This window comes from Thiomicrospira sp. S5, assembly GCF_003991075.1.
GTDB classification, from domain to species: domain Bacteria; phylum Pseudomonadota; class Gammaproteobacteria; order Thiomicrospirales; family Thiomicrospiraceae; genus Hydrogenovibrio; species Hydrogenovibrio thermophilus.
The window spans coordinates 1844558-1865320 of the sequence record NZ_CP014470.1 but is presented as its reverse complement, the minus strand read 5'-3'; the positions used below and the strand labels follow the sequence as shown (position 1 = coordinate 1865320).

At 52.6% G+C, this 20763-nt stretch carries 17 protein-coding genes; 9 read left to right on the top strand and 8 right to left on the bottom strand.

What is annotated here, in order from left to right; all coding sequences use genetic code 11:
• Window positions 1-69: 69 nt before the first annotated feature.
• Window positions 70-774 carry an SDR family NAD(P)-dependent oxidoreductase gene (locus AYJ59_RS08595; RefSeq protein ID WP_127119873.1) on the bottom strand — a complete coding sequence of 235 codons (705 nt, stop codon included), beginning with the start codon at window positions 772-774 and terminating at the stop codon, window positions 70-72.
• Window positions 775-782: 8 nt separating this feature from the next.
• Window positions 783-1148 carry a NirD/YgiW/YdeI family stress tolerance protein gene (locus AYJ59_RS08590; RefSeq protein WP_127119872.1) on the bottom strand — a complete coding sequence of 122 codons (366 nt, stop codon included), beginning with the start codon at window positions 1146-1148 and terminating at the stop codon, window positions 783-785.
• A 200-nt stretch (window positions 1149-1348) separates the two neighbouring features.
• Between AYJ59_RS08590 and AYJ59_RS08585 the strand changes: the two genes are divergently transcribed.
• A complete protein-coding gene (locus AYJ59_RS08585) occupies window positions 1349-1777 on the top strand; it encodes a tautomerase family protein (RefSeq protein WP_127119871.1) in 429 nt (142 codons plus the stop codon).
• 27 nt (window positions 1778-1804) lie between these two features.
• Here the strand turns inward: AYJ59_RS08585 and AYJ59_RS08580 are convergent, their stop codons facing one another.
• The gene (locus AYJ59_RS08580) at window positions 1805-3814 is read right to left on the bottom strand and encodes a heavy metal translocating P-type ATPase (RefSeq protein ID WP_206197862.1); all 2010 of its coding nucleotides are present in this window, start codon (window positions 3812-3814) and stop codon (window positions 1805-1807) included.
• A gap of 284 nt (window positions 3815-4098) precedes the next feature.
• Here AYJ59_RS08580 and AYJ59_RS08575 point away from each other — a divergent pair, with 284 nt between their 5' ends.
• Window positions 4099-5499, top strand: a complete 1401-nt coding sequence (locus AYJ59_RS08575) for an NfeD family protein (protein ID WP_206197861.1) — start codon at window positions 4099-4101, stop codon at window positions 5497-5499.
• The gene (locus AYJ59_RS08570) at window positions 5496-6245 is read left to right on the top strand and encodes a slipin family protein (protein ID WP_029937796.1); all 750 of its coding nucleotides are present in this window, start codon (window positions 5496-5498) and stop codon (window positions 6243-6245) included. Before AYJ59_RS08575 ends, AYJ59_RS08570 begins: the two co-directional genes overlap by 4 nt.
• Window positions 6246-6303: 58 nt before the next feature.
• On the opposite strand, the gene AYJ59_RS08565 is transcribed toward AYJ59_RS08570, so the two are convergent.
• Together AYJ59_RS08565 and AYJ59_RS08560 are read right to left on the bottom strand one after the other, a co-directional pair.
• Window positions 6304-8919, bottom strand: a complete 2616-nt coding sequence (locus AYJ59_RS08565) for a plasma-membrane proton-efflux P-type ATPase (RefSeq protein ID WP_127119870.1) — start codon at window positions 8917-8919, stop codon at window positions 6304-6306.
• A gap of 121 nt (window positions 8920-9040) precedes the next feature.
• On the bottom strand, window positions 9041-10816 hold the full coding sequence (locus tag AYJ59_RS08560) for a putative bifunctional diguanylate cyclase/phosphodiesterase (protein ID WP_127119869.1): 1776 nt from the start codon (window positions 10814-10816) through the stop codon (window positions 9041-9043).
• A gap of 296 nt (window positions 10817-11112) precedes the next feature.
• On the opposite strand from AYJ59_RS08560, the gene AYJ59_RS08555 reads away from it, so the two are divergent.
• Window positions 11113-11328, top strand: coding sequence for a helix-turn-helix domain-containing protein (locus AYJ59_RS08555; protein ID WP_127119868.1), 216 nt, complete (start codon window positions 11113-11115; stop codon window positions 11326-11328).
• An 89-nt stretch (window positions 11329-11417) separates the two neighbouring features.
• Here AYJ59_RS08555 and AYJ59_RS08550 read toward each other — a convergent pair whose 3' ends face one another.
• Both AYJ59_RS08550 and AYJ59_RS08545 read right to left on the bottom strand, forming a co-directional pair.
• Window positions 11418-11627, bottom strand: a complete 210-nt coding sequence (locus AYJ59_RS08550) for a helix-turn-helix domain-containing protein (RefSeq protein ID WP_029937800.1) — start codon at window positions 11625-11627, stop codon at window positions 11418-11420.
• A gap of 11 nt (window positions 11628-11638) precedes the next feature.
• Window positions 11639-12193 carry a DUF2975 domain-containing protein gene (locus AYJ59_RS08545; RefSeq protein WP_029937801.1) on the bottom strand — a complete coding sequence of 185 codons (555 nt, stop codon included), beginning with the start codon at window positions 12191-12193 and terminating at the stop codon, window positions 11639-11641.
• Between the two features lie 188 nt (window positions 12194-12381).
• Here AYJ59_RS08545 and hrpA point away from each other — a divergent pair, with 188 nt between their 5' ends.
• The 5 genes from hrpA (at window position 12382) to AYJ59_RS08520 (ending at window position 19543) form a co-directional block, all read left to right on the top strand.
• Window positions 12382-16389 (top strand): ATP-dependent RNA helicase HrpA, encoded by a 4008-nt coding sequence (gene hrpA, locus AYJ59_RS08540; protein WP_127119867.1) that lies wholly within the window; start codon window positions 12382-12384, stop codon window positions 16387-16389.
• An 88-nt stretch (window positions 16390-16477) separates the two neighbouring features.
• Window positions 16478-16915 (top strand): GNAT family N-acetyltransferase, encoded by a 438-nt coding sequence (locus AYJ59_RS08535; protein ID WP_127119866.1) that lies wholly within the window; start codon window positions 16478-16480, stop codon window positions 16913-16915.
• A 209-nt stretch (window positions 16916-17124) separates the two neighbouring features.
• Window positions 17125-18234, top strand: a complete 1110-nt coding sequence (locus AYJ59_RS08530; RefSeq protein ID WP_164730756.1) for a GGDEF domain-containing protein — start codon at window positions 17125-17127, stop codon at window positions 18232-18234.
• Window positions 18235-18476: 242 nt separating this feature from the next.
• Window positions 18477-19073, top strand: coding sequence for a c-type cytochrome (locus AYJ59_RS08525; protein ID WP_051673335.1), 597 nt, complete (start codon window positions 18477-18479; stop codon window positions 19071-19073).
• A gap of 233 nt (window positions 19074-19306) precedes the next feature.
• Window positions 19307-19543 (top strand): hypothetical protein, encoded by a 237-nt coding sequence (locus tag AYJ59_RS08520; protein WP_029937806.1) that lies wholly within the window; start codon window positions 19307-19309, stop codon window positions 19541-19543.
• 93 nt (window positions 19544-19636) lie between these two features.
• Here AYJ59_RS08520 and AYJ59_RS08515 read toward each other — a convergent pair whose 3' ends face one another.
• A complete protein-coding gene (locus AYJ59_RS08515) occupies window positions 19637-20575 on the bottom strand; it encodes a 1-aminocyclopropane-1-carboxylate deaminase/D-cysteine desulfhydrase (protein ID WP_237260308.1) in 939 nt (312 codons plus the stop codon).
• Between the last annotated feature and the right edge of the window lie 188 nt (window positions 20576-20763).

The window sequence follows — 20763 nt, the reverse complement described above, 5'->3', positions numbered from 1 at the left end:
AACTTCGTGCCTCGCTTGAATTGTAAAAACGCCCAGGCCTGGGCGTTTTTGCTATTTGGGGAAACCGTTCTAGCGGGGGAAGGCACCGTTGTTGATGTCGATGCAGACGCCGTTGATGTACTCCGGCGAGTCGGTGCCGAGCCAGCCAATGGTGTCGGCGACTTCTTTGGCGGTGGCGAAACGTCCGGAAATGGTGTTTTGTTTGAACGCCGCCCGGCGAGCTTCGGGAATGACATCCAGCATATCGGTTTCCGCCGGGCTGGGCGCGACGGCATTAATCAGCACGCCTTGCGGCCCGAAAATTTTCGAGAAGCTTTTGGTGGCGTTGATCAGGCCCGCTTTACTGATGCCGTACCAGACGTCCGGATGGCCGATCTGCCCGGCAATGGAAGCGTTATTGACAATGCGGCCGTGGCCACGTTCGGCCATGTGCGCGCCAATGATTTCCATGAGGCGAACTGGCGCTTCCAGGTTCAAACGCATCAATTGATCGATTTTCGCTTGCGGGTAATCGTGATAGGGCAGGGAGTGCATGACTCCGGCATTGTTGATCAGTACATCAATCTGACCTAGATGGTCAATCAATTCCGGCAAACTGTTCAGGTTCTGCAAGTCGTAAGCCAGCGTGGTGACGTGTTCCGAACCGGAAAGTGGAAAATCGTCGAAATCGCGCGCCAGCACAATCACGCGATGTTGCTTGCCCAAAAAATAACGACTGGTTTCCAGACCGATGCCTTTATTGCCACCGGTAATCAAAACGGAAGGGCGTTTCATATCAGCCTTCACGGTTTGACAATCGACAGGTGGTCGACATCGATTTCCGGGGTTTGCAGAAAGTCTTTTTCGACTTCACCGCGGATTTCCACCAGCGTGTCGGCTTTAATCGGGTCGGAGGTGAACAGATTGTGATCGATTTCGACACGAATCTCGCCGGTGTCGTCTTTGAAAATATATTTGTCGCTGGAAACCTGCCGTGTCAGATACCCTTTCAGGACGACGAATTGGTCATCCTGAGGGTTTGCAAGAATCTGTTTGACGCTTCGAGGTTGGTCTTCACTGGAAGGGCCGACATAAGCGGCATTGACCGAAAAGCTCAAAAGCAAAGCGCCGACAAAACCGGCAGTGCGTGTCATGGAACGAATTGGCATGGCGTTTCTCCAAATGTGTGAAAGTGAATCATGGCCGTTTATGTAAAACCACCAGCATACCCGAAACCGGCCGGCCTGCAAAGCGTCTGGGTCAGAGAATCGAGTTCAAAGCCATTATCGTTGCGTAGAGTTCGGTTATTGTGCAAACTTAATGAAACCCCAAAAGTGCCCACTCCGTTTAATTCTGTAAGAGGTCGAATATGCCGCTGATTCAAATTACTTTTCCCGAAGAGACATTCCATGCCGAGCAGGAAGCGCAGTTGGCCGAAGAGGCGACCGAGGCTTTGCTCAAGCTGGAAGGCATGGCACAAAACCCCAAAGCACGGATGCTGACCTGGACCTATCTCAATAAACACCCGAAAACGACTGGATTTGTCGGCGGCAAACCGATGCACAAACCGCATTACCGTTTCGATGTGACGGTGTTTGAAAACACCTTGGACGACGACCGCAAAGCCCGTTTGACCCATGAATTGACCGAGTGCGTGTTACGGTTGGAAGGCACCGATCATAATGTACTCAACGCCGCGCGTGTCTGGGTGCTGTTTCATGAAGTGGCCGACGGCAACTGGGGCGGCGCCGGGCAAATCTACCATTTGGCCGAACTCATGAAAATGATGCAGTCGTAATCAATCATCCAATTCGTTCGGTTGCATTCAGAGCGGTTGACGTTTCATCAATTGAGCGTTGATGGCGACAATGACGGTGCTCATTGACATCAGAATGGCACCGGCGGCCGGTGATAACAGCAGATCCCACTTCATTAAAACGCCGGCGGCCAATGGAATGGCGACGATATTGTAACCGGCCGCCCACCAAAGATTTTGTACCATCTTGCGATACGTTCGTTGCGACAGACGGGTGATTTTGGGAATATCACGCGGATCGGAACGCACCAGAACAATGTGGCCGGCTTCGACGGCCACATCGGTCCCTGCACCAATGGCGATGCCGACATCGGCGGTGGCCAGTGCCGGTGCATCATTCACTCCGTCGCCCACCATCGCCACCCGTTGCCCTTTGGCTTGAAGCGCTTCAATTTGTTTGGCTTTATCCTCCGGCCGTACTTCGGCCATCACCGTATCAATGCCAAGTTGTTGGGCCACGCTGTCGGCCACTGCCTGAGCGTCGCCGGTGAGAATGGCGACGTTCAACCCCTGTTGGTGTAGAGATTCAATGGCTTCCCGGCTTTCGGGGCGAATCGCATCGGCCACGATAAAGGTCGCGATGGCTTGGCGGTCACGAATCAGAAAGATGGCGGTCTGTGCGTTTTTTGAAGCCTGGTCGGCGGCGTCTTTCAACGGCTTGGGCAGTTCGATCTTTTCACTTTTCAATAATGCATTGCCGCCCATTTGATACGATTTTCCGTCCAGTTGTGCGCTCACGCCCTGGCCGGAAATGGCTTGGAAGTGTTCGACCTTCGGCCAAGACAATTCACGTTCTTTGGCGGTGTTCACGATGCCTTGGGCAATGGGGTGCTCGGATTCCGATTCAATCGCGGCGGCGATTTTTAAAAGGGATTCATCCGATTCCGTATCCAGTGTGGTGCAATCGACCACGCGGAATTCTCCCAGTGTGAGCGTTCCGGTTTTATCGAAGACCACCGTGTCGAGTCGACGGGCTTCTTCCAGGCCGCGTCGGTCCCGTATCAGCAGGCCATGTTGCGCGCCCATGGTGGTGGAAATGGCCACCACCAGCGGCACTGCCAAGCCCAGGGCATGCGGACAGGCGATGACCAGAACCGTCACCACGCGGATAATGGAAAAGTCCAGCGATGCGCCGGCCCATTGCCAGGCGATGAGGGTGATGACCCCGCTGGCAATCGCAACGGCGGTCAGCCATTGAGCGGCACGGTCGGCAAGATGCTGGGCGCGGGATTTGGATTTTTGCGCTTCGGACACAAAGCGCATGATGCCGCTGAGTTGGGTGTTGTCGCCGGTGTGGGTCACGCTGATTTCCAAGGAGCCGGAACCATTCACCGTGCCGGCGATGACCGTATCGCCAGGGTTTTTTTTGACCGGTTGCGATTCGCCGGTAATCATCGATTCATTGACGTCGCTTTCGCCGTTTTCGATGGTGCCGTCCACCGGCAAGCGTTCGCCTGGCCGGACGCGGACACGGTCATTTTCCGTCAGCTCGGCGACGGGCACGTCCTGCTCGCCCTTGTCGGTCAGTTTGGTTGCGGTGTCCGGTAAGAGTTTCGCCAGGGCTTGCAGAGCGCCTTGGGCCTGATGGATGGAGCGCATTTCAATCCAGTGGCCCAGCAGCATGATGACAATCAATGAGGCCAGTTCCCACCACAAGGGTTGCGCGTCCAGCCAGTTCAGTTGCACCACCCAGGAAAACAGGAAGGCGACCAGTATCGCCAGGGAAATCAAGGTCATCATGCCCGGTAGTTTGGCTTGCAGTTCGTGCCAGGCCGACTGCAAAAATACCCGACCGCCGTAAACAAAAATCAAGGTGGATAATATGGCGGGAATCCAGGTCGAACCCGGAAAATCGGGGGCTTGGAAACCTAATAAGGACTGGATGTGCGGGGACCAGATGACGACGGGAACCGTCAACCAGAAGCTCCACCAGAATTTCTCGCGGAACATGTCCGGAGAGTGGCCGGCGTGAGCGTCGTGCTCGGAAGAATGGTGGTGGCTGTGCGTTGCGTCCTGCATGGGGCCTCCTTTTCGACCAAGTTTAATATCAAGTGGAATTCAAAACAAAACATAGGGTCGAGCCTCTATGCTAAAACACTTTCTTTGCCGGGTCAAAATGTCCTCAGCGGCGAATTCGGCGGAACCTAAAAATGCCCAGGCCTGGTGGAAAGTGTTGTTTTTAAAATAAAAGTATTGAGGTTTACGGTTTCATTAGAAATTTTTAAATAAGAAGCGTAAAGTAAAAGTCTCGGCACTTGTGATGCACTCGACCGCTTGTCGGTCATGAGGGCAAAGGAGGCGCGATGCAGCGGTTGGCAAAGTTCTATCGGTGGTTTTTACTGATGATGGCGCTGGTTCTATTGGTTCAGAGCCCTGCGCTGGCGGAGACGTCGGCAAAGTCCCAATCACCAGAAGTGATTCAACTGACGGTAAATGATGCCATCGGTCCGGCCACGGCGGACTACATTGAACGTTCGTTGGCGAAGGCGGAGGCCCATCGTGCCGAACTGGTGGTGTTGCGACTGGATACGCCCGGCGGCTTGAGCTCGTCGATGCGTGATATCATCAAATACATTGCCGCATCCAGTGTGCCGGTGGCGACGTTTGTCGCACCGTCCGGCGCGCGCGCCGCCAGTGCGGGCACCTATATTCTTTTTGCCAGCCCGGTAGCGGCCATGGCCCCCGGCACCAATCTCGGCGCCGCCACGCCGGTGCAAATCGGCGGCATTTCATTGCCGAAACCATCTCAAGACCCATCGGAAGAGTCTGCGAAACCCAGTCAACCTCAAGACGCCTCAAAACGTAAAGCCGTCAATGATGCGGTGGCCTATATTCGCGGGTTGGCGGAGCTGCACGGGCGCAATGTCGATTGGGCGGAAAAAGCCGTTCGGGAGGCCGCCAGCTTGCCTGCACAGGAAGCTTTGGCGTTGAATGTTATCGACTTGATGGCCGACAACACCTGGGACTTGCTGCAACAGCTCGACGGACGTGAAGTGCAATTGAATCAGCGCCGGTTGATGCTACACACCGCCGGTGCGGAAGTGGTGGAGATGCCGCCGGACTGGCGCAGTGAGTTGTTGAGTGTGCTCACCAATCCGAATGTGGCCTATATTCTCTTGTTGGTTGGGGTGTATGGCATTATTTTCGAATTTCTCAACCCCGGCGGCATTGTACCGGGAACCATCGGCGCCATTGCCATCGTCTTGGCCTTGTATGCCTTTCAACTGCTGCCCATCAGTTATGCGGGCATGGCGCTGATTCTGCTCGGCATCGGTTTGATGGTGGCGGAAGCCTTTGAACCCAGTTTCGGCATTCTCGGCATTGGCGGGGTGGTGGCGTTTGTCATCGGTTCGATTATCTTGATGGACACCGATGCGCCGGGGTTCGGCATCGATTTGTCGGTCATCGTGACTTTTGCCGTGCTCAGTGTGTTGGTCGTGGCGGCGGTGGTGCATCTGGCATTTAAATCCTATCGTCAGCCGGTGGTCAGCGGCTTGCAGGAATTGGTCGGGAGTGAAGCGGTGGTCTTAACGGATTTCAACGGCAAGGGGCAAGTCATCGTTCACGGCGAACATTGGCAAGCGGTGTCCGAGGTGCCTTTGAAACAGGATCAAACGGTTCGCGTGACGGGCATGAAACACCTGACATTGCTGGTCACGCCGATTGAAACGGATTCAGCTACAACAGAGGAGGCGACATCATGACGGCTTATGCTTTATACATCGTACTGGCAGTGGTGCTGGTTTTTTTCGTCAGTGCCATCCGTATCCTGCGCGAATATGAACGCGGGGTGATTTTTATGCTCGGGCGTTTCTGGAAAGTGAAAGGGCCGGGGTTCATTTTGGTGATTCCAATCATCCAGCAAATGGAAAAGGTTGATTTGCGGACGGTGGTGATGGATGTGCCGAGTCAGGACGTGATTTCGCGCGATAACGTGTCGGTGCATGTGAACGCGGTGGTGTATTTTCGGGTCATTGAACCGGATAAAGCCATTATTCAGGTCGAGCATTTCAACGATGCCATCAGCCAATTAGCGCAGACCACTTTGCGGTCGGTGCTGGGGCAACATGAGTTGGATGAAATGCTGTCGGAACGGGATCGGTTGAACGCCGATATTCAGACGGTGCTGGATCAGCAAACCGACGCCTGGGGTGTGAAAGTCAGCAATGTGGAAATCAAACACGTTGATTTGGATGAAAGTATGATTCGTGCCATTGCCAAACAGGCCGAAGCCGAGCGGACGCGACGGGCGAAAGTCATCCACGCGCAAGGGGAAATGCAGGCGTCGGAAAAACTGTTCGAAGCGGCGCAAATTCTTTCCAAACAGCCGCAGGCATTGCAATTACGTTATTTGCAGACCTTGACGGAAATCGCTAATGATCGTTCCAACACCATCGTGTTCCCATTGCCGATGGAAATGGTGGATTCCTTATTTAAACACGGTAAATAGCCTGTCCGACATTTATTCAGACAATATCAAAAACGCCCAGGCCTGGGCGTTTTCGTTTTCAGGCCAGGGCCGGTTTGTTGTTGAGCAGTTTGCGCACGCGCATTTTGATGATGTCGTTAATGACAAACCACACCAACGCATACAGCCAGATGTAGAGCGCGTATTCCCAGCCAATCGGGGTGACGAACAGGCCGTATACCGCAATGAAGGTGGCGAGGATTTCCGTCCCGAAGGTGGCGGCCAGCAACAAGGGGGACGGCCATGGGCGTTTCCAGAACCAGTCTTCGGTGCGGGTGATGTAAAGGGTACTGTGCCCGGCTACAATCAGTTTCAAAAACAGCAGGGTTTGTATCATGTCTTCGCTGATGCCCATTTCCAGCAGAACGAAGAATAACACGAAAGATGAAATTACGCCGCTGATGCCCAGCACTGTGGAAACCGTCAACAGCGAATGCATTTCCCAGCGCACTGGTTTGTTCTGCACCTTGGTGTGGTCGTAGGCGATGGCGAGAATCGGAATGTCGTTTAAGAGCGCCAACAGGATAATCATCAACGGAGTAATCGGGTAGAAATTGAACACCACGATGCTCAAGGCCATGAACAGAATGATGCGGATGGTCTCCGCCACGCGGAAGGTGGCATAGCTTTTCATGCGCTCGAAGGTGATGCGGGCTTGTTCAATGGCATGATTGATGACCGATAACCCCGGTGAGGTGAGGATGATGTCCGCCGCGGCTCGGGCGGCATCGGTGGCATTGGAGACTGCGAAACCGCAGTCGGCTTTTTTCAAGGCCGGTGCATCATTGACGCCGTCGCCGGTCATGCCGACGATGTGGTCGGCTTTTTGCAAGGTGTCGATAATGGTGTATTTGTCTTCCGGACGCACTTCCGCAAAGATGTCCACCCCTTCCAAGGTTTCAATCAACACCGATTCGTGGGTGTGAATGAATTCGCGGGTCAGCATTTCCATATCGAAATTCTGTTCCAAGGACGCCATGACGTCCTCGGCAAAGGCTTCCGCTGCCTGATGACTGACTTCCGGGTGCAACCGTTGATAAAGGGCGTTGCTGAGTGCCTTAGCGAAGCCGATCAGTTCATTACTGCCTTTGCCGGATAGGTCGGCGGAGCGAATGCTACGTTGCCGTAAACCGAGACGATGGCCGATTTCGCGGGCGATGGCGACGTTGTCGCCGGTAATCATCTTGACGCGTACACCGTTGTGGGTCATATTGAGGATGACGTCGGCGGAATCTTCCCGTTCCGGATCGATGAGCGGAATCAAACCGACCAGCCGAACGCGGTCGTTTTCGGTTTGAACCGCGACGGCCAGCGTCCGATACCCTTTGTCGGCAAAGGTGTCGATGCTGTGATGGATGGCAATGAGCTCGTTACCGTCAATGTCCGCCATTTCCAACAACACCTGGGCGGCGCCTTTGAACACGGTCAACTGCTGAGGGCTGCATTCGACCTGCGCCGACGTATATTTATTCACCGGGTCAAAGGGCATGAAATCGTGTTGGGTCCATTGCTGCCAGTCGGTTTCGGGAAAGTGTTCATCCAGATAATGGAATAACGGCAATTCAATCGGGTCGCGGTTTTCCTGTCGGGAGGCGAGAACGGCGTAAGTAAACAACTGTTCTTCATGGTAGCCATCGAATACCAGGGGCGTGGCCACCTGCATTTCGTTTTTGGTCAGGGTGCCGGTTTTGTCGGAACAGAAAATATCCACGCCGGCCAGTTCCTCAATGGCGGTCAGGCGCGAAACGATGGCTTGTTTGCGCGCCAGGTTCACCGCGCCGACGGCCATGGTGACCGACAAGACAGCGGGCAAGGCCACCGGTACGGCGGCCACGGTCAGCACCAGCGCGAAACGGGCGATTTCCAGCATGTCTTCGTGACGGAACAGGCCGACCACCAGAATAATGGCGACCAGCACCAAGGTCATTAAAATCAAGAAGTTTCCGATTTTGATGACCATTTTTTGGAAGTGGCTGCGTTCTTCCAAAGAGGCTTTCGCCACCAGCGACACCACGGCATTGAATCGCGTATGCCGCCCCGTGTTGACCACCACGGCCACCATCTCGCCCTGTTTGACTACGGTGTTGCTGTAAGCGACCTCGCCTTGGCGCTTGGTGACCGGTAAGGATTCGCCGGTCAAGGACGATTCGTCGATGGACAGAAAGTCACCGCTGAGCAGTTGCACGTCGGCCGGTACCACATCGCCGATGCGAATGCGGATGATGTCGCCGGGGACCAATTCTTTGGCGGGTAATGCACAATATTGGCCGTCCCGCAGGGCGCGCACCTCCAATGAAACCTGTTGTTTGAGAACTTTCAGGGCGTTGAGTGCACGGTGTTCTTGAAAGAAGTCCAGCACCACGTTAATCAGCAACATGATGAGAATGACGACGAAATCTTCCCATTTCTGGACGATGGCCGACAAGAGAGCGGCGATTTCAATCATCCACGGAATCGGTCCCCAGAAACGTCGGAAAATACGGTGCCAAAGCGGTTCTTCTTTTTCAATGATTTCATTGGGTCCGAAGGTTTCCAAACGGGCCTGAGCCTCGTTTTTACTCAGACCTTGCTCCGGCGAGACCTCGAAATAGGAAAGGGTGTCCGCCGCTTGCTGGCTATGGTAGTCGTCGGTGTTTCTGAGTTCGATTCTGTTCATCTGGGTGAATCCTGATGGCTGGGGAGGAGGTTTGGGGTTGTGCCCTCAACAGAATAAACATAATCAAACTGGACCGGACAGTCAAAAATTTCTGACGAAATATCGTCGAATCCAATGATATTTAGCGGTTTTTGAAACAGGCGCCGGCGGTTTCGACATAGGCCATGAAATCCGCGTAAGCGAGTGGTTTGCCGAAATAATAGCCTTGGAAAAGGTGGCAACCCATCTCTTCCAGGGCGAGTTTCTGATCTTCGGTTTCGACCCCTTCGGCGATGATTTCCAAGCCCAGCGCTTCACTCATGGTGATGATGGTCTGTGTGAGGGTTTGATTGCTTTTATCTTCCAACAGATTGCGAACGAACGACTGGTCGATTTTCAGCTGGTCCAGCGGCAGGGCACGGATATTGGAAAGGGAAGAGTAGCCGGTTCCGAAATCATCCATGGAAAACTCCAGGCCGTGCTGCTTCAACTGACAGAGTTTATCGGCGCACTCGTCCAGGTTCAGCATAACGGCGCTTTCGGTGATTTCCAGCTTCAGTTGAGCGGGTTCGATGCCACACACATTCAAACTGTTGAGGGTTTTAGCGACAAAATCGCGGTGGCGGAGCTGTTGTTCACTCACATTGATGGATAAAGTGGCTTTCGCAAGAGTAGGGTGTGTTTTCCACCCGGCCAATAATCGACAGGCTTCTTCTTGAACCCAGTCGCCGATGCCGACAATCAACCCGCTTTTTTCGGCCAGTGGAATGAAATCGGCCGGGGAAATCATACCTTTCTGCGGATGGTTCCAACGAATCAAGGCTTCGGCGCCAATCAAGCAACCGCCGGAATTGACTTGGGGTTGCAGGTAAAGCTCGAACTGGTCTTCTTTCAAGGCATGACGCAGGTCTTTTTCCAACTCCAGCTTCTGCACCAATGCCTGTTGAATGGACGGGTCAAAGGTGTAAATGCAGTTTCGGCCGGAACGTTTGGCGTGGTGAAGGGCGCTGTCGGCCTTTTTAAGCAGTTCCTGGGCGGAATGGCGATGATCGAACAGTGCGATGCCGATGCAACAGGCACTGAAGTATTCCAACCCGTTCAAGGTGAAAGGCTCACTGAGTTTGCTTTGAATCCATTCGGCTTGCTGGATGGCGTCGTTCAAGGCCAGTTTTGAAGACAGGTTTTCCAGGATGACGACGAATTCGTCACTGCCCCAACGGCCGACGGTGGCGTCCTCGAAATCCAGGCAAGCATGAATGCGGCGCGCCACTTCCACCAGCAGTAAGTCGCCCATGCCGTGACCGCAGGTGTCGTTCAAGCTTTTGAAGTCGTCCAGGTCGATGAACAGGACGGCGCCACTGGCCTTGGTATCATTCGGTTTTTTCAATGCTTTTTGAAGGGTGTTTTCCAACAGTTTCCGGTTGGGGAGCAATGTCAGAGTATCGTAGTAGGCGAGACGTTCGATGGTGGCTTCGTCTGCTTTGTTTTGGGAAATATCCGTCAGGGTACCGACGTAATAACGTTGCTTACGGAAAGGGTGGCGAAAAGAGGCGATGGTGAGGCGCTCGGCATATTCTTCACCGTTTTTTCGTTTGTTCCAGACCTCGCCTTGCCAGTGGCCGTTTCGCTGCAGTTCGTACCACAGTTGCCGATAGAAGCTTTCGTCCTGTCGGCCGGAGTTGAAAACCGCCGGGGTTTGTCCGATGACATCTTCCGGCGGGTAACCGGTAATGTCGCAAAACGCACGGTTGACGGTGAGGATACGTGCCCGTTGGTCGGTAATGATAATGGGTTTGGGGAGGTGCTCGAAAGCGAGGGCGAGAAAGTGCAGTTGTTTGTGGCGATATAACACGAAACCTAAGATGAGCAAGGTGAAGATGCTGAGGGAAATGGCCAGGGTCATGCTGTTTAATTCCATTTAGTCGCCTTGGGTTGCGTTATAAAACGCTCGATTATTTATTTAAAAAAACTACCACGGTTCTACCACTTATTTTTCAGACTGCTGATGATTCGTATTTTAAAAGCCAGGAAAAAACGATAATCGTTTACTTGTTATGTCGCTCTTAACCGGCTTTGAGCACGCTTCTTGCATCATTGCCCCCGGCGACTGAGAGAATTTCCCGTTCGTCGGAATTAAAGTTGCTTTGCTCTATTATGGGAGCAATTATGTCTTCATGTTTTGCAAAAATCAAGGTCCAGTGTGGAGCAATACATATGAATAAGATTGGGCCAAGAGTCAAAACCGTTCGGGAAGGTTTCGGTTTTACCCAAGAGCAATTGGTTGCCAAGTGCAATTTGATTGGTTGGAACATTAGCCGAAGCACGCTCGCAAAAATAGAAGCCAGAGTCAGACGCGTGACGGATTTTGAGGTGAGTTTTCTCGCCAAAGCCTTGAAGGTGCCGGAGCAGAGGTTCTTCGATATTGATTAGAACTGAGTCATCCCGGTTGAAGCGGTGAATGCTTGAAACGCCCAGGCCTGGGCGTTTCGGGGAAAGGTTTGTCGTTAAAACCAGTGGGTTCAGTCGTCGGGTTTGAATTCCAGCAAATCGCCTGGTTGGCAATCCAGGTGCTCGCAAATGGCTTCCAGCGTGGAAAGCCGAATCGCTTTGGCTTTGCCGGTTTTTAAAATCGACAGGTTCTGTTCGGTAATGCCGATCCGTTTGGCCAGTTCATTGGATTTCATCTTACGTTGCGCCAACACAACGTCCAGATTCACGATAATCGCCATTCGATTTCCCTTTACACCGTGTATTTTTGTTCTTCAGACAAGTTCTGCCCTTCTTCCACCACCCATGCGATGAAAAACGTCATGGCGGCGACAATCATAATCATCAATTCGGCGGAACCGAAACCAACCGTTAACAGCCGTTCTCCAGGCGGGTTTTGCCAGGTGAATACAACGCTCTTGGCCGACTCGTAAAGCATGGACGTGACCACCCACAGCAGTAACGCCTTGGCGATGTGCTTGAATAAACGCACCTGCTGGTAAGAAAAAATAATGCCCTGTTGGTAATAACGAAACAGTCTATCGATGTTCACCAGCCCGTAAATCAACGACAGAATTACCGGCAGCGCCGCCAGAAAGCCGAGCCATTGTAATGGGACGGAAAGCGTATTGTCCAGAATCGGTTGTGCGGCGGTATTGACGTTGATCAGGGTTTGGGGCAGATAGTTGATGAACACCCAGTAGATCACGTAATACACCGGTACGGCGACCATCAGAAAACGAGTGAGCAGCCGGAAGGTTCGGCTGAAGGATTGAATGCGGGATAGGTTTTGGTTCGTTTGGTTCATGTGGCGCTCCGTCAAAAATGATTGAACTCAGACATCAGTATAATTATTAATTATCGTTTTACAATAAGTTTTTAATGAAAATTAATTATTGTTATGCGTGATGGCGGTTTGCCGGTCGCGTCTTTTGCCGAAAGGGCCCAACTAGCGTAAAATTCCTTTCTTAATTTTTCATACGATTCAAATCCCCAATGGCCGATTCCATCCAATTCAACGATAAACCGTCGATTATCAAGGCGCTTGAGCAAACCTTGTCGAAAGACCGGTTTGCCTTGAAGCGGCAATTCGAACGCTTCAAACTCGATTCGGACGCGGATGTCGAGGCGTTGCAGGATGATTCGGCCTGGCAAAAATTTCAGGCCCGTTTGACGGCGTCGGTGCAGGCGGTGGCCGCCAACCGGCAAGCGGTGCCGCAAATCACCTATGACACCTTGCCGGTGGCGGAACGTCGTGAGGAGATTCGGAATCTCATTCAAAACCACCAAGTGGTGGTGATTGCCGGGGAAACCGGGTCGGGAAAAACCACCCAGATTCCAAAAATTTGCCTCGAAGCGGGGCGTGGTATTTTCGGCCGCATCGGTTGTACTCAGCCGAGACGTTTGGCGGCGCGCAGCGTGGCGGAACGGATTGCCGAAGAACTCGGCTCCAAACTGGGCGAGTTGGTCGGGTATCAGGTGCGGTTTCACGACCAGGTGCATCAACAAAGTTTGTTGAAGGTGATGACCGACGGGATTCTCCTAGCGGAAGTCCAGAACGACCCGTTTTTGAATCAGTACGACACCATCATCATCGATGAAGCGCATGAGCGGTCCATTAACATCGATTTCTTGCTCGGCATTTTGAAAAAACTGCTGCCGAAGCGCCCGGATTTGAAACTCATCATTACGTCCGCCACCATCGACACCGAACGTTTTGCGCAATTTTTTGAGGGTGCGCCGATTATCGAAGTCAGCGGGCGGACCTATCCGGTGGAGGTCCGCTACAACCCTTTGGTGAAAATCGAAGACGACGACGGCAATGAATTCGAACAGGACATTCCCACCGCCATCGGTTATGCGTTGGAAGAATTGGCGGAAATTGACCCGTTCGGGGATGTGCTGGTGTTTCAGGTCGGTGAACGCGACATCAAGGAAACTGCGGAATACCTGCGCAAACAGCATTTGAAAAACACCGAAATCGTGCCCTTGTACGCGCGTTTGAGCATGGCAGAGCAGAACAAGGTATTTCAATTGTCGCAGAAGCGGCGGGTGATTTTATCGACCAATGTGGCGGAAACGTCTTTGACGGTGCCGGGCATCAAGTTCGTGATTGACCCAGGCCTGGTCAGAATCAGCCGTTATTCGGTGCGCTCCAAGGTGCAGCGTTTGCCGATTGAGAAAATCTCCCAGGCCTCGGCCAATCAACGGGCCGGGCGTTGCGGCCGTGTCAGTTCCGGGGTGTGCATCCGTTTGTACGATGAAGACGATTTCAACAGTCGTTCGGCTTTTACGCCGCCGGAAATCCACCGCACTTCACTCGCGACGGTGATTTTGCAGATGACGCAAATGAAACTGGGTGCGGTGAAACATTTTCCGTTTATCGAACCGCCGGAAGATAAAGCGGTGAATGACGGTTATCGTCAATTGCACGAAATCGGCGCGTTGGACGAAAACCGCCGCTTGACCAACAGTGGCCGTCAGTTGGCCAAACTGCCGCTGGACCCGCGGATGGCGAAGATGGTGCTGGAAGGGCAGAAGAACGGTGTCTTGGCCGAAGTGCTGGTGATTGCCTCGGCCATCAGCATTCAAGACCCGCGCGATATGAATGAAGCCAATCGTCAGGCCGCCAACCAGGCGCACAAGCCGTTTGAAGATGCGCGTTCCGACTTCCTGTTTTTCCTCAATCTGTGGCGTTTTTACGAAGATAAACGCCGTCATTTGAGCCAAAACAAACTGCGAAAGCTCTGCAAAACCAATTTCCTGTCCTATCTACGAATGAAAGAATGGCACGACTTGTTTTTCCAGTTGGAAATGAGCTTGAAGCGCATCGGTGTGAAAGTCGGCGATCTGCATCTGTATGAAGAAGTGAAGCAGGGCAAGACGGTCACCGAACGTTTGTCGGACATGCATTCGATGGCGGTGCACCGTTCTCTGATGGCCGGGTTGTTGGGGAATATCGCCATGCGCGACGACGAAAATACCTATTTGGGCGCGCGTAACACCAAATTGTTTATCCACCCGAGTTCGGTGTTGTTCAAGCGCAAACCGAAATGGATGCTGTCCGGCGAGCTGGTGGAAACCTCGAAGCTCTATGCCCGTAACAATGCCGTCATTGACATCAACTGGGTGGAAGCGCTGGCGCCGCACTTGGTCAAACGCAGTTACACCGATCCGCACTGGCAGAAAAAGGCCGGGCAAGTCGGGGCGTTTGAATCGGTGACGTTATACGGGTTGCCGATTGTGAATCGGCGACGCTGCAATTACGGGCCGATTAATCCCAAAGAAGCCCATAAGATTTTCCTGCGACACGCGCTGGTGGAAGGGGAAATGCACAGTCGGGTGGCGTTTTTGGCACATAACCGCCGTTTGATTGACGAGATTCACGACATCGAATCCAAATTGCGGCGCCCCGATTTTCTGGTGGAAGAGGATGTGTTGTATGAGTTCTATCAGGCGAGGATTCCCGAACACATTTACAGCCAACCGGCGTTTGAAAAATGGGTCAAGAAAACCGAACAGCGGTCACCGGAAATCATTGACGCTTTGAAACTGACGCGTGATTTTCTGCTCAAACAGTCGGTGGACGCCGGGTTGGCGGTGGAATACCCCGACCAGGTCCAGGTCAAGAATCAACTGGAACTCGATGTCGATTACCATTTTGAACCGGGCAAGCAGCAAGATGGCTTGGTGGTGAAAGTGCCGTTATCGGCGTTGAACCTGGTGCAAAAGTCCGATTTCGATTGGCTGACGCCGGGTCTCTTGAAAGAAAAAACCGCTTTCTACATCAAGGCCTTGCCGAAACAACTTCGAAAACAGTTTATTCCGGCGCCGCAGACCGCAGAAGTGGTATTGCAGGAAATGTCGCCGACGAAAAAGCTGGACGGGCAATCGGCGGATTACGTCACCCAGTTGGTGTGGGCGTTGAATCGTCGTGGTCAGCAGAAGGTGTCGAGCGCGGATTTTGAAAACGCCGGTCTGCCGGAGGCCTTGCCGGAACATCTGCAACCCTATTTTGTCTTGCAGGACGATAAGAGCAAAACCATTGCCGAGAAGGCCGATTTGGAAGCCCTGAAAACCGAGTATCAACATCTGGTGGACGACCGCATTCAGAAACATCAGGCCAAAACCGCGGCCGACAGCCAGATTGTTGACGAATGGAACTTCGGCGATTTGGCACCTTCTCAAACCATTCGTACCAAAGGGGTGGAAATGGTCGCGTATCCCGCTTTGCGCTGCCGGCCGGATGACTCGGGTGACGGTGACATCATCGAACTGGATTTGGTCGGGGATGAGGAAACGGCATTGGCTGAGCATGGTGAAGCGGTGCTGGCCTTGTTGGCGTTGAATCTGCCGGATAAGGTCAAGTATTTGCAGAAGAAGTTGCCGATGCAAAAAGCCTGTTTATGCTATGCGCCTTACGGTACGTGCGACGCCTTGACGCAACAGGTCATTGACCGGGCCTTGCGTCAATTGGTGCCGGAACCGGAAACAATCCGCACTCAGGCGGCTTACGAGCAGACGCTGGAAACGGTTCGTTCGAAATGGGTTGAAACCGCGCAGGGCATTGCCAAGCAGGTTAACGATATTCTCACCGGACATCAGAAAATCGCCAAGCAGGTCAAAGGTAAGGTGAACCCGCGTTGGCTGGCGTCCGTGGCGGACATCCGTGCCCAGTTGGATGCCTTGATTGATAAAGACTTCGTGCGAACCACGCCGGAAACCTGGTTCCGTCAGATGCCGCGGTATTTGCAAGGGCTGGAAAAACGTTTAGAAAAAATCGATATTGACCCGACCAAAGACCAAAAGGCCATCCGTGAAATGCAACCGGTGTTGGAAGCCTATGAACGTCTGGCGCAGGATGCCGCCTATCGAAATCACCCAGGCCTGGCGGAAATGCGTTGGTTGCTGGAAGAGTTGCGCTTATCCTTGTTTGCCCAACCGATGAAAACCGTCAAGCCGGTATCGGTGCAACGTTTATTGAAACAACTGAAAACCCTATAACTAAAAAACCGATAACTGAAAACCGATAAATGATTCGTACAGAGGCCGGATTAAAGCGGGACTCTGTTTTGGTTCGGAGGAATTTGCCATGTCGATTCGTTTAATGAAACCCGGTGACGACCTGACTGCCGTCGCGACCGTGATGCAACAATTGCGCCCGGCGCTGACGGTCGCGGAAATCATCGCACGAATGCAACAGCAGCAAAGTGAAGGCTATCAATTGGTATGTGAAGAACAGGATGGCGACATTCGAGCGCTGGCCGGTTTTGTGTTTGTGCGTAAATTGGCGTGGGGCAAGGCGTTGTATGTGGATGACCTGGTGACGGAGGAAACACACCGTTCGAAAGGCGCCGGAAAGCGTTTGATGGATTGGTTGAAAATGCATGCCGTTGAAAATGGCTGCGAGCAACTGCATTTGGATTCGGGGCGACAACGTGAAGACGCGCATCGCTTTTATGCTCGGGAAGGCTTTGAGAGCAACAGCCTGCATTTTGTGTTCCGGTTGGCATCGTCTCAGCCGTTTTGACTTGACGTTTTGAGGTTGTCTTAAGCTGACCGACATCAAAGCTGACTCAAATCAAATTTTTGTGACTTCACGGTTTTTCACTTTCTCAAATCAACCGGACTGGAGTAAAATGGGTTTTAAACGTGACAATGCTGTCACTTTATTCAACGCGCCCGTTTTCCGAAGCGGCTCGGTCGCCCTTCCATTCAGTCAGGTTTAGTAATTTCATCATGTCCTTTTTGTCCAAATTGACGCGTGTGTTCGACATCGGTGCCCATGACGATATGGGGTATCAAGAGCTGCGCATGCTGCGTTTTGTGAATGTGACGGCCACGGCCATTATGGTCCCCGCCATTGTCGGCCCGTTGTTTTACCTGTATGTGTTGGTGTGCCGTCCGGAGTTGCATGCGCCGTTATGGCAAGGACTGGTGCCGTTCTTTCAATTTATCATGGCTTTCGGGGTGTTCTATTTCAATGCCCGGCACCGTTACTGGGCTGCCAAGTTGCTGATTGTGTTTTCCGGCTTGATAACCATTACCTTGATGGGGCTGCTGTTCCAGCAGGCAGGGGGCGATTCGCTATTTTTCCTGGTGGCGCCCATTGCGATTTTCCTGTTCCTCGGACTGAACCGTTTCTCGATGATGCTGAATATCACGGTGTTCTGTATTTACTTGGGCGTGAATTATTTTCACAATCACTTTCCGCCGATTACACCCATGCCGATGGAATTGGTTCAAGTGAATTACACCATCAATCAGGTGATCATTTACCTGATGATCGGTATGTTGACCTACTTTCTCATCAGCCTGAATCAGGGTATGGAGCAACGGATGCGGACGTTGATGGAAACCGATTCCCTGACTGGTTTGTTCAATCGCCGCAAATACGACGCCTTTTCCCAAAAAGCGTACACCCAAGCCTATGATGATCAGACGCCAGTGTCGGTGATTTTGTTCGATATTGATTACTTTAAAGCCTATAACGATACTTACGGCCATTTGGCGGGGGACGATTGTCTGGTGGAAGTGGCTGAGGTGTTGAAAGCCTGTGTGCATCGTCGCACCGACATCGTTTCCCGCGTCGGAGGCGAGGAGTTTGTGGTGGTGTTGACCAATACCGAATTGAAGGATGCGGTCCATTTGGCACAGACGGTGTTGCAGCAGGTCGAAGCCAAGGGTTTGCCGCACGAGCAGTCCCAAGTGAAGCCGTATGTAACCATCAGCGCCGGTGTGGCGTGCCGTATTCCGTCGCAGGAAGACGATTTCTTCGGTTTATTCAATGCGGCTGACCAAAAATTGTATGAAGCCAAGGCGAACGGTCGGAATCAAGTGGCGGCCTAGTGGCATCACAGGGCTGATGCGCCTTGCTTGCATCCGGCTTGAGCAATGGGTGTCTTGACCGAAACCTGAATCCATCTTGAAGATGACCATAAAAAATCCCCAGGCCTGGTGGATTTTCATTAAGATAAACACAGAACGCTTTTTTCTCTCGAGAGAGCGGTTTTGAATGATTTTCGGCGGCGAGTAAAGTGCAACGGTGTTGGCTCGTCATTTCTGTTTCATAGTGATTAAGGAATCGACTTATGTTTAACTCTTCCTCTCTAGGCGCCGTGTCTCTGGCTTGTTTGCTCGCCTTGGGCTTGACCGCTTGCAGTGACGACGCCAAGCAACTCGAAGAAGCCACCTCCACCGATCAACCGGTGATTGGCAGTGAAACCGGCTCGGACATCAAACCGCCTGCGGCCAATCAGCCATCGACGATGGATGTCAAAGACAAGCAATTGATGGATGCGCAGCCGGATAAGGAACCATTATCCGAAGAAGCGGCCGCCGCCCAACAGGAGGCGGAGCAGGCTGCGGCTCCGGCGGACGAAGCGACCACAGTGATTGAAACCACGGTGGAAGAGACGCCGAGCGAAGAAGCGGTGACCGAAGCGGCTCAAAGCGGTCCGGCCGGTGCCGAATTGTATGCGACTTGCGCCGGGTGTCATGGCGGTTCCGGTGAAGGTGGTGTTGGCCCGCAATTGGCGGGGCAGTCGAAAGACGCTTTGGTCGCCAGTTTGATGGACTATAAGGCCGGCAAGCAGAAGGGCGCCATGAGTGCGATGATGATTCCGAATGCACAGCAGCTGACGGATGACGAAATCGTCACCGTATCGGAATACATCACGACGTTTTAAGAACGCCGCATTCAATCCTTTCAGTCATGAGTTCAGGTGTGTTCACCTGAACTCGCACCTTCAATCGCCACACGGCGTTTTCAAGACGACAATGTCAGCCTTTCTTCAATATTTTTCCGACCATTTTTTTGTTATACTCGCGACCAGTAAAGTCGTTTTGCGAAGGGTGTTTTGAAGCCTTTCGGACGAATTTACCTATTTAAAACTTTGGCATAAAACCAAAAGGAGAATTTATGCGTTTGAATCAATCTAAACTGACTTCTTTTGCAATGATCTTGGCCATGGCGTTCGGTTCAATGACTTTGGTGGGGTGCAGTGACGACCCACAAGAAGACATGAAAGAAAGCTTGCAAGATGCAAAAGAGTCGGCCGGTGATGCTGTGTCCAATTTGAAGGACGCGGCCGGTGACGCGGCGGATGCCGCCGAGGATAAAGTTGACGAAGCCAAGGAATCCATGCAAAACAATTAAGGTTCCCGTCTTCAACGATTGATTGACGCTAGAAGGAACGCCGATGACGATGTTGGCGGATAATAATAAGAAAGCCCGGCCTTGCCGGGCTTTTTACGTTTTCGGGTTGCCTTGCAAACCGCCGGAATGGTACAGCACCACTTTCGAGCCGCGCGGGATTTGGCCGGAGTGCAGTTCTTGCAGAAAACCGTACACCATTTTGTTGGTGTACACCGGGTCCAATGGAATGTGAAACTGGGTTTCAAACCAGTACCGGGCTTCCTTGATGTCGGGAGCGGTTTGGCCGTATCCCGGGCCGCAATAGTCGGTCAGTAAGTGCCAGCTAGGCGAACCGGCGGCATTATGAGAGACTCCGCTGAAGGCTTCGATGCTTGGAATCAGGTAGTCGGCTTGTTTCAAACTGGCGACGCCTAAAATATGGCGTTGAGGATTCGGCGTGGCAAATTTCACCAGGCCTGCCAGGGTGCCACCGGTGCCGACAGCGGTGAAAAGGTGTGTCCAACTCGGGCATTGGGATTCAATCGTCTGGCTGAGCGTTTGAAAGCCCTGTACGGCGGCTTGGTTGGTGCCGCCTTCAGGCAGAATATAAGCCTCTGGGTGCTTGGCGGACAGTGTGTCCAGAAAATCCGATTGGGTTTTTAGCCGGTAATCCGAGCGGGACAAAAAGTGCAGCTGCATGCCGTTTTGTTGTGCAGTGTGGAGGGTTTGGCTCCAACGCTCCGGTCGGCCGGCTAATTCATCGCCGCGAATGTAACCGATGGTTTGGAACCCGAAGGTCTGTCCGGCCGCCGCCGTGGCGGCGATGTGATTGGAATAGGCACCGCCAAAGGTCAATAAAGTCGATTTTCCGGCTGCTTTGGCGGCTTCCAGATTATGTTTCAGTTTATGCCACTTGTTGCCTTGGATGGCCGGGTGGTTGAGATCGTCGCGTTTCATCCACACGTCGATGCCGAAGTCGGCAAAAAGTGGATGCTCTAAAGCCGTCATGGGACTGTCGTTTTTATGGTCATTGGGCATTAAGGTGTGAGTCATATGTCTATGATACCGCACTGTGGTTTGTGAAACGGCCGAAGAATAGCGGTCATAAAGTCAGAGGTGATGAGGTCATAAAGGGTTTCTTTTTCCTGTCACAGAAGTTTTGGTAAAATACGCCCAAAATTTATAACGATTTTTACATATAAGAAAATACATATAAGAAAAACATATCAACAGGGACGAAA

What these genes read in the sequence shown, in the direction of transcription:
- AYJ59_RS08570 (WP_029937796.1), top strand. Translation starts at nt 5,496, where the DNA reads ATGACGGCTTATGCTTTATACATCGTACTGGCAGTGGTGCTGGTTTTT.
- AYJ59_RS08525 (WP_051673335.1), top strand. Translation starts at nt 18,477, where the DNA reads ATGTTTAACTCTTCCTCTCTAGGCGCCGTGTCTCTGGCTTGTTTGCTC.
- AYJ59_RS08565 (WP_127119870.1), bottom strand. Translation starts at nt 8,919, where the DNA reads ATGAACAGAATCGAACTCAGAAACACCGACGACTACCATAGCCAGCAA.
- AYJ59_RS08580 (WP_206197862.1), bottom strand. Translation starts at nt 3,814, where the DNA reads ATGCAGGACGCAACGCACAGCCACCACCATTCTTCCGAGCACGACGCT.
- AYJ59_RS08545 (WP_029937801.1), bottom strand. Translation starts at nt 12,193, where the DNA reads ATGAACCAAACGAACCAAAACCTATCCCGCATTCAATCCTTCAGCCGA.
- hrpA (WP_127119867.1), top strand. Translation starts at nt 12,382, where the DNA reads ATGGCCGATTCCATCCAATTCAACGATAAACCGTCGATTATCAAGGCG.
- AYJ59_RS08585 (WP_127119871.1), top strand. Translation starts at nt 1,349, where the DNA reads ATGCCGCTGATTCAAATTACTTTTCCCGAAGAGACATTCCATGCCGAG.
- AYJ59_RS08575 (WP_206197861.1), top strand. Translation starts at nt 4,099, where the DNA reads ATGCAGCGGTTGGCAAAGTTCTATCGGTGGTTTTTACTGATGATGGCG.
- AYJ59_RS08550 (WP_029937800.1), bottom strand. Translation starts at nt 11,627, where the DNA reads ATGGCGATTATCGTGAATCTGGACGTTGTGTTGGCGCAACGTAAGATG.
- AYJ59_RS08520 (WP_029937806.1), top strand. Translation starts at nt 19,307, where the DNA reads ATGCGTTTGAATCAATCTAAACTGACTTCTTTTGCAATGATCTTGGCC.
- AYJ59_RS08590 (WP_127119872.1), bottom strand. Translation starts at nt 1,148, where the DNA reads ATGCCAATTCGTTCCATGACACGCACTGCCGGTTTTGTCGGCGCTTTG.
- AYJ59_RS08555 (WP_127119868.1), top strand. Translation starts at nt 11,113, where the DNA reads ATGAATAAGATTGGGCCAAGAGTCAAAACCGTTCGGGAAGGTTTCGGT.
- AYJ59_RS08530 (WP_164730756.1), top strand. Translation starts at nt 17,125, where the DNA reads ATGTCCTTTTTGTCCAAATTGACGCGTGTGTTCGACATCGGTGCCCAT.
- AYJ59_RS08595 (WP_127119873.1), bottom strand. Translation starts at nt 774, where the DNA reads ATGAAACGCCCTTCCGTTTTGATTACCGGTGGCAATAAAGGCATCGGT.
- AYJ59_RS08560 (WP_127119869.1), bottom strand. Translation starts at nt 10,816, where the DNA reads ATGGAATTAAACAGCATGACCCTGGCCATTTCCCTCAGCATCTTCACC.
- AYJ59_RS08535 (WP_127119866.1), top strand. Translation starts at nt 16,478, where the DNA reads ATGTCGATTCGTTTAATGAAACCCGGTGACGACCTGACTGCCGTCGCG.
- AYJ59_RS08515 (WP_237260308.1), bottom strand. Translation starts at nt 20,575, where the DNA reads ATGACTCACACCTTAATGCCCAATGACCATAAAAACGACAGTCCCATG.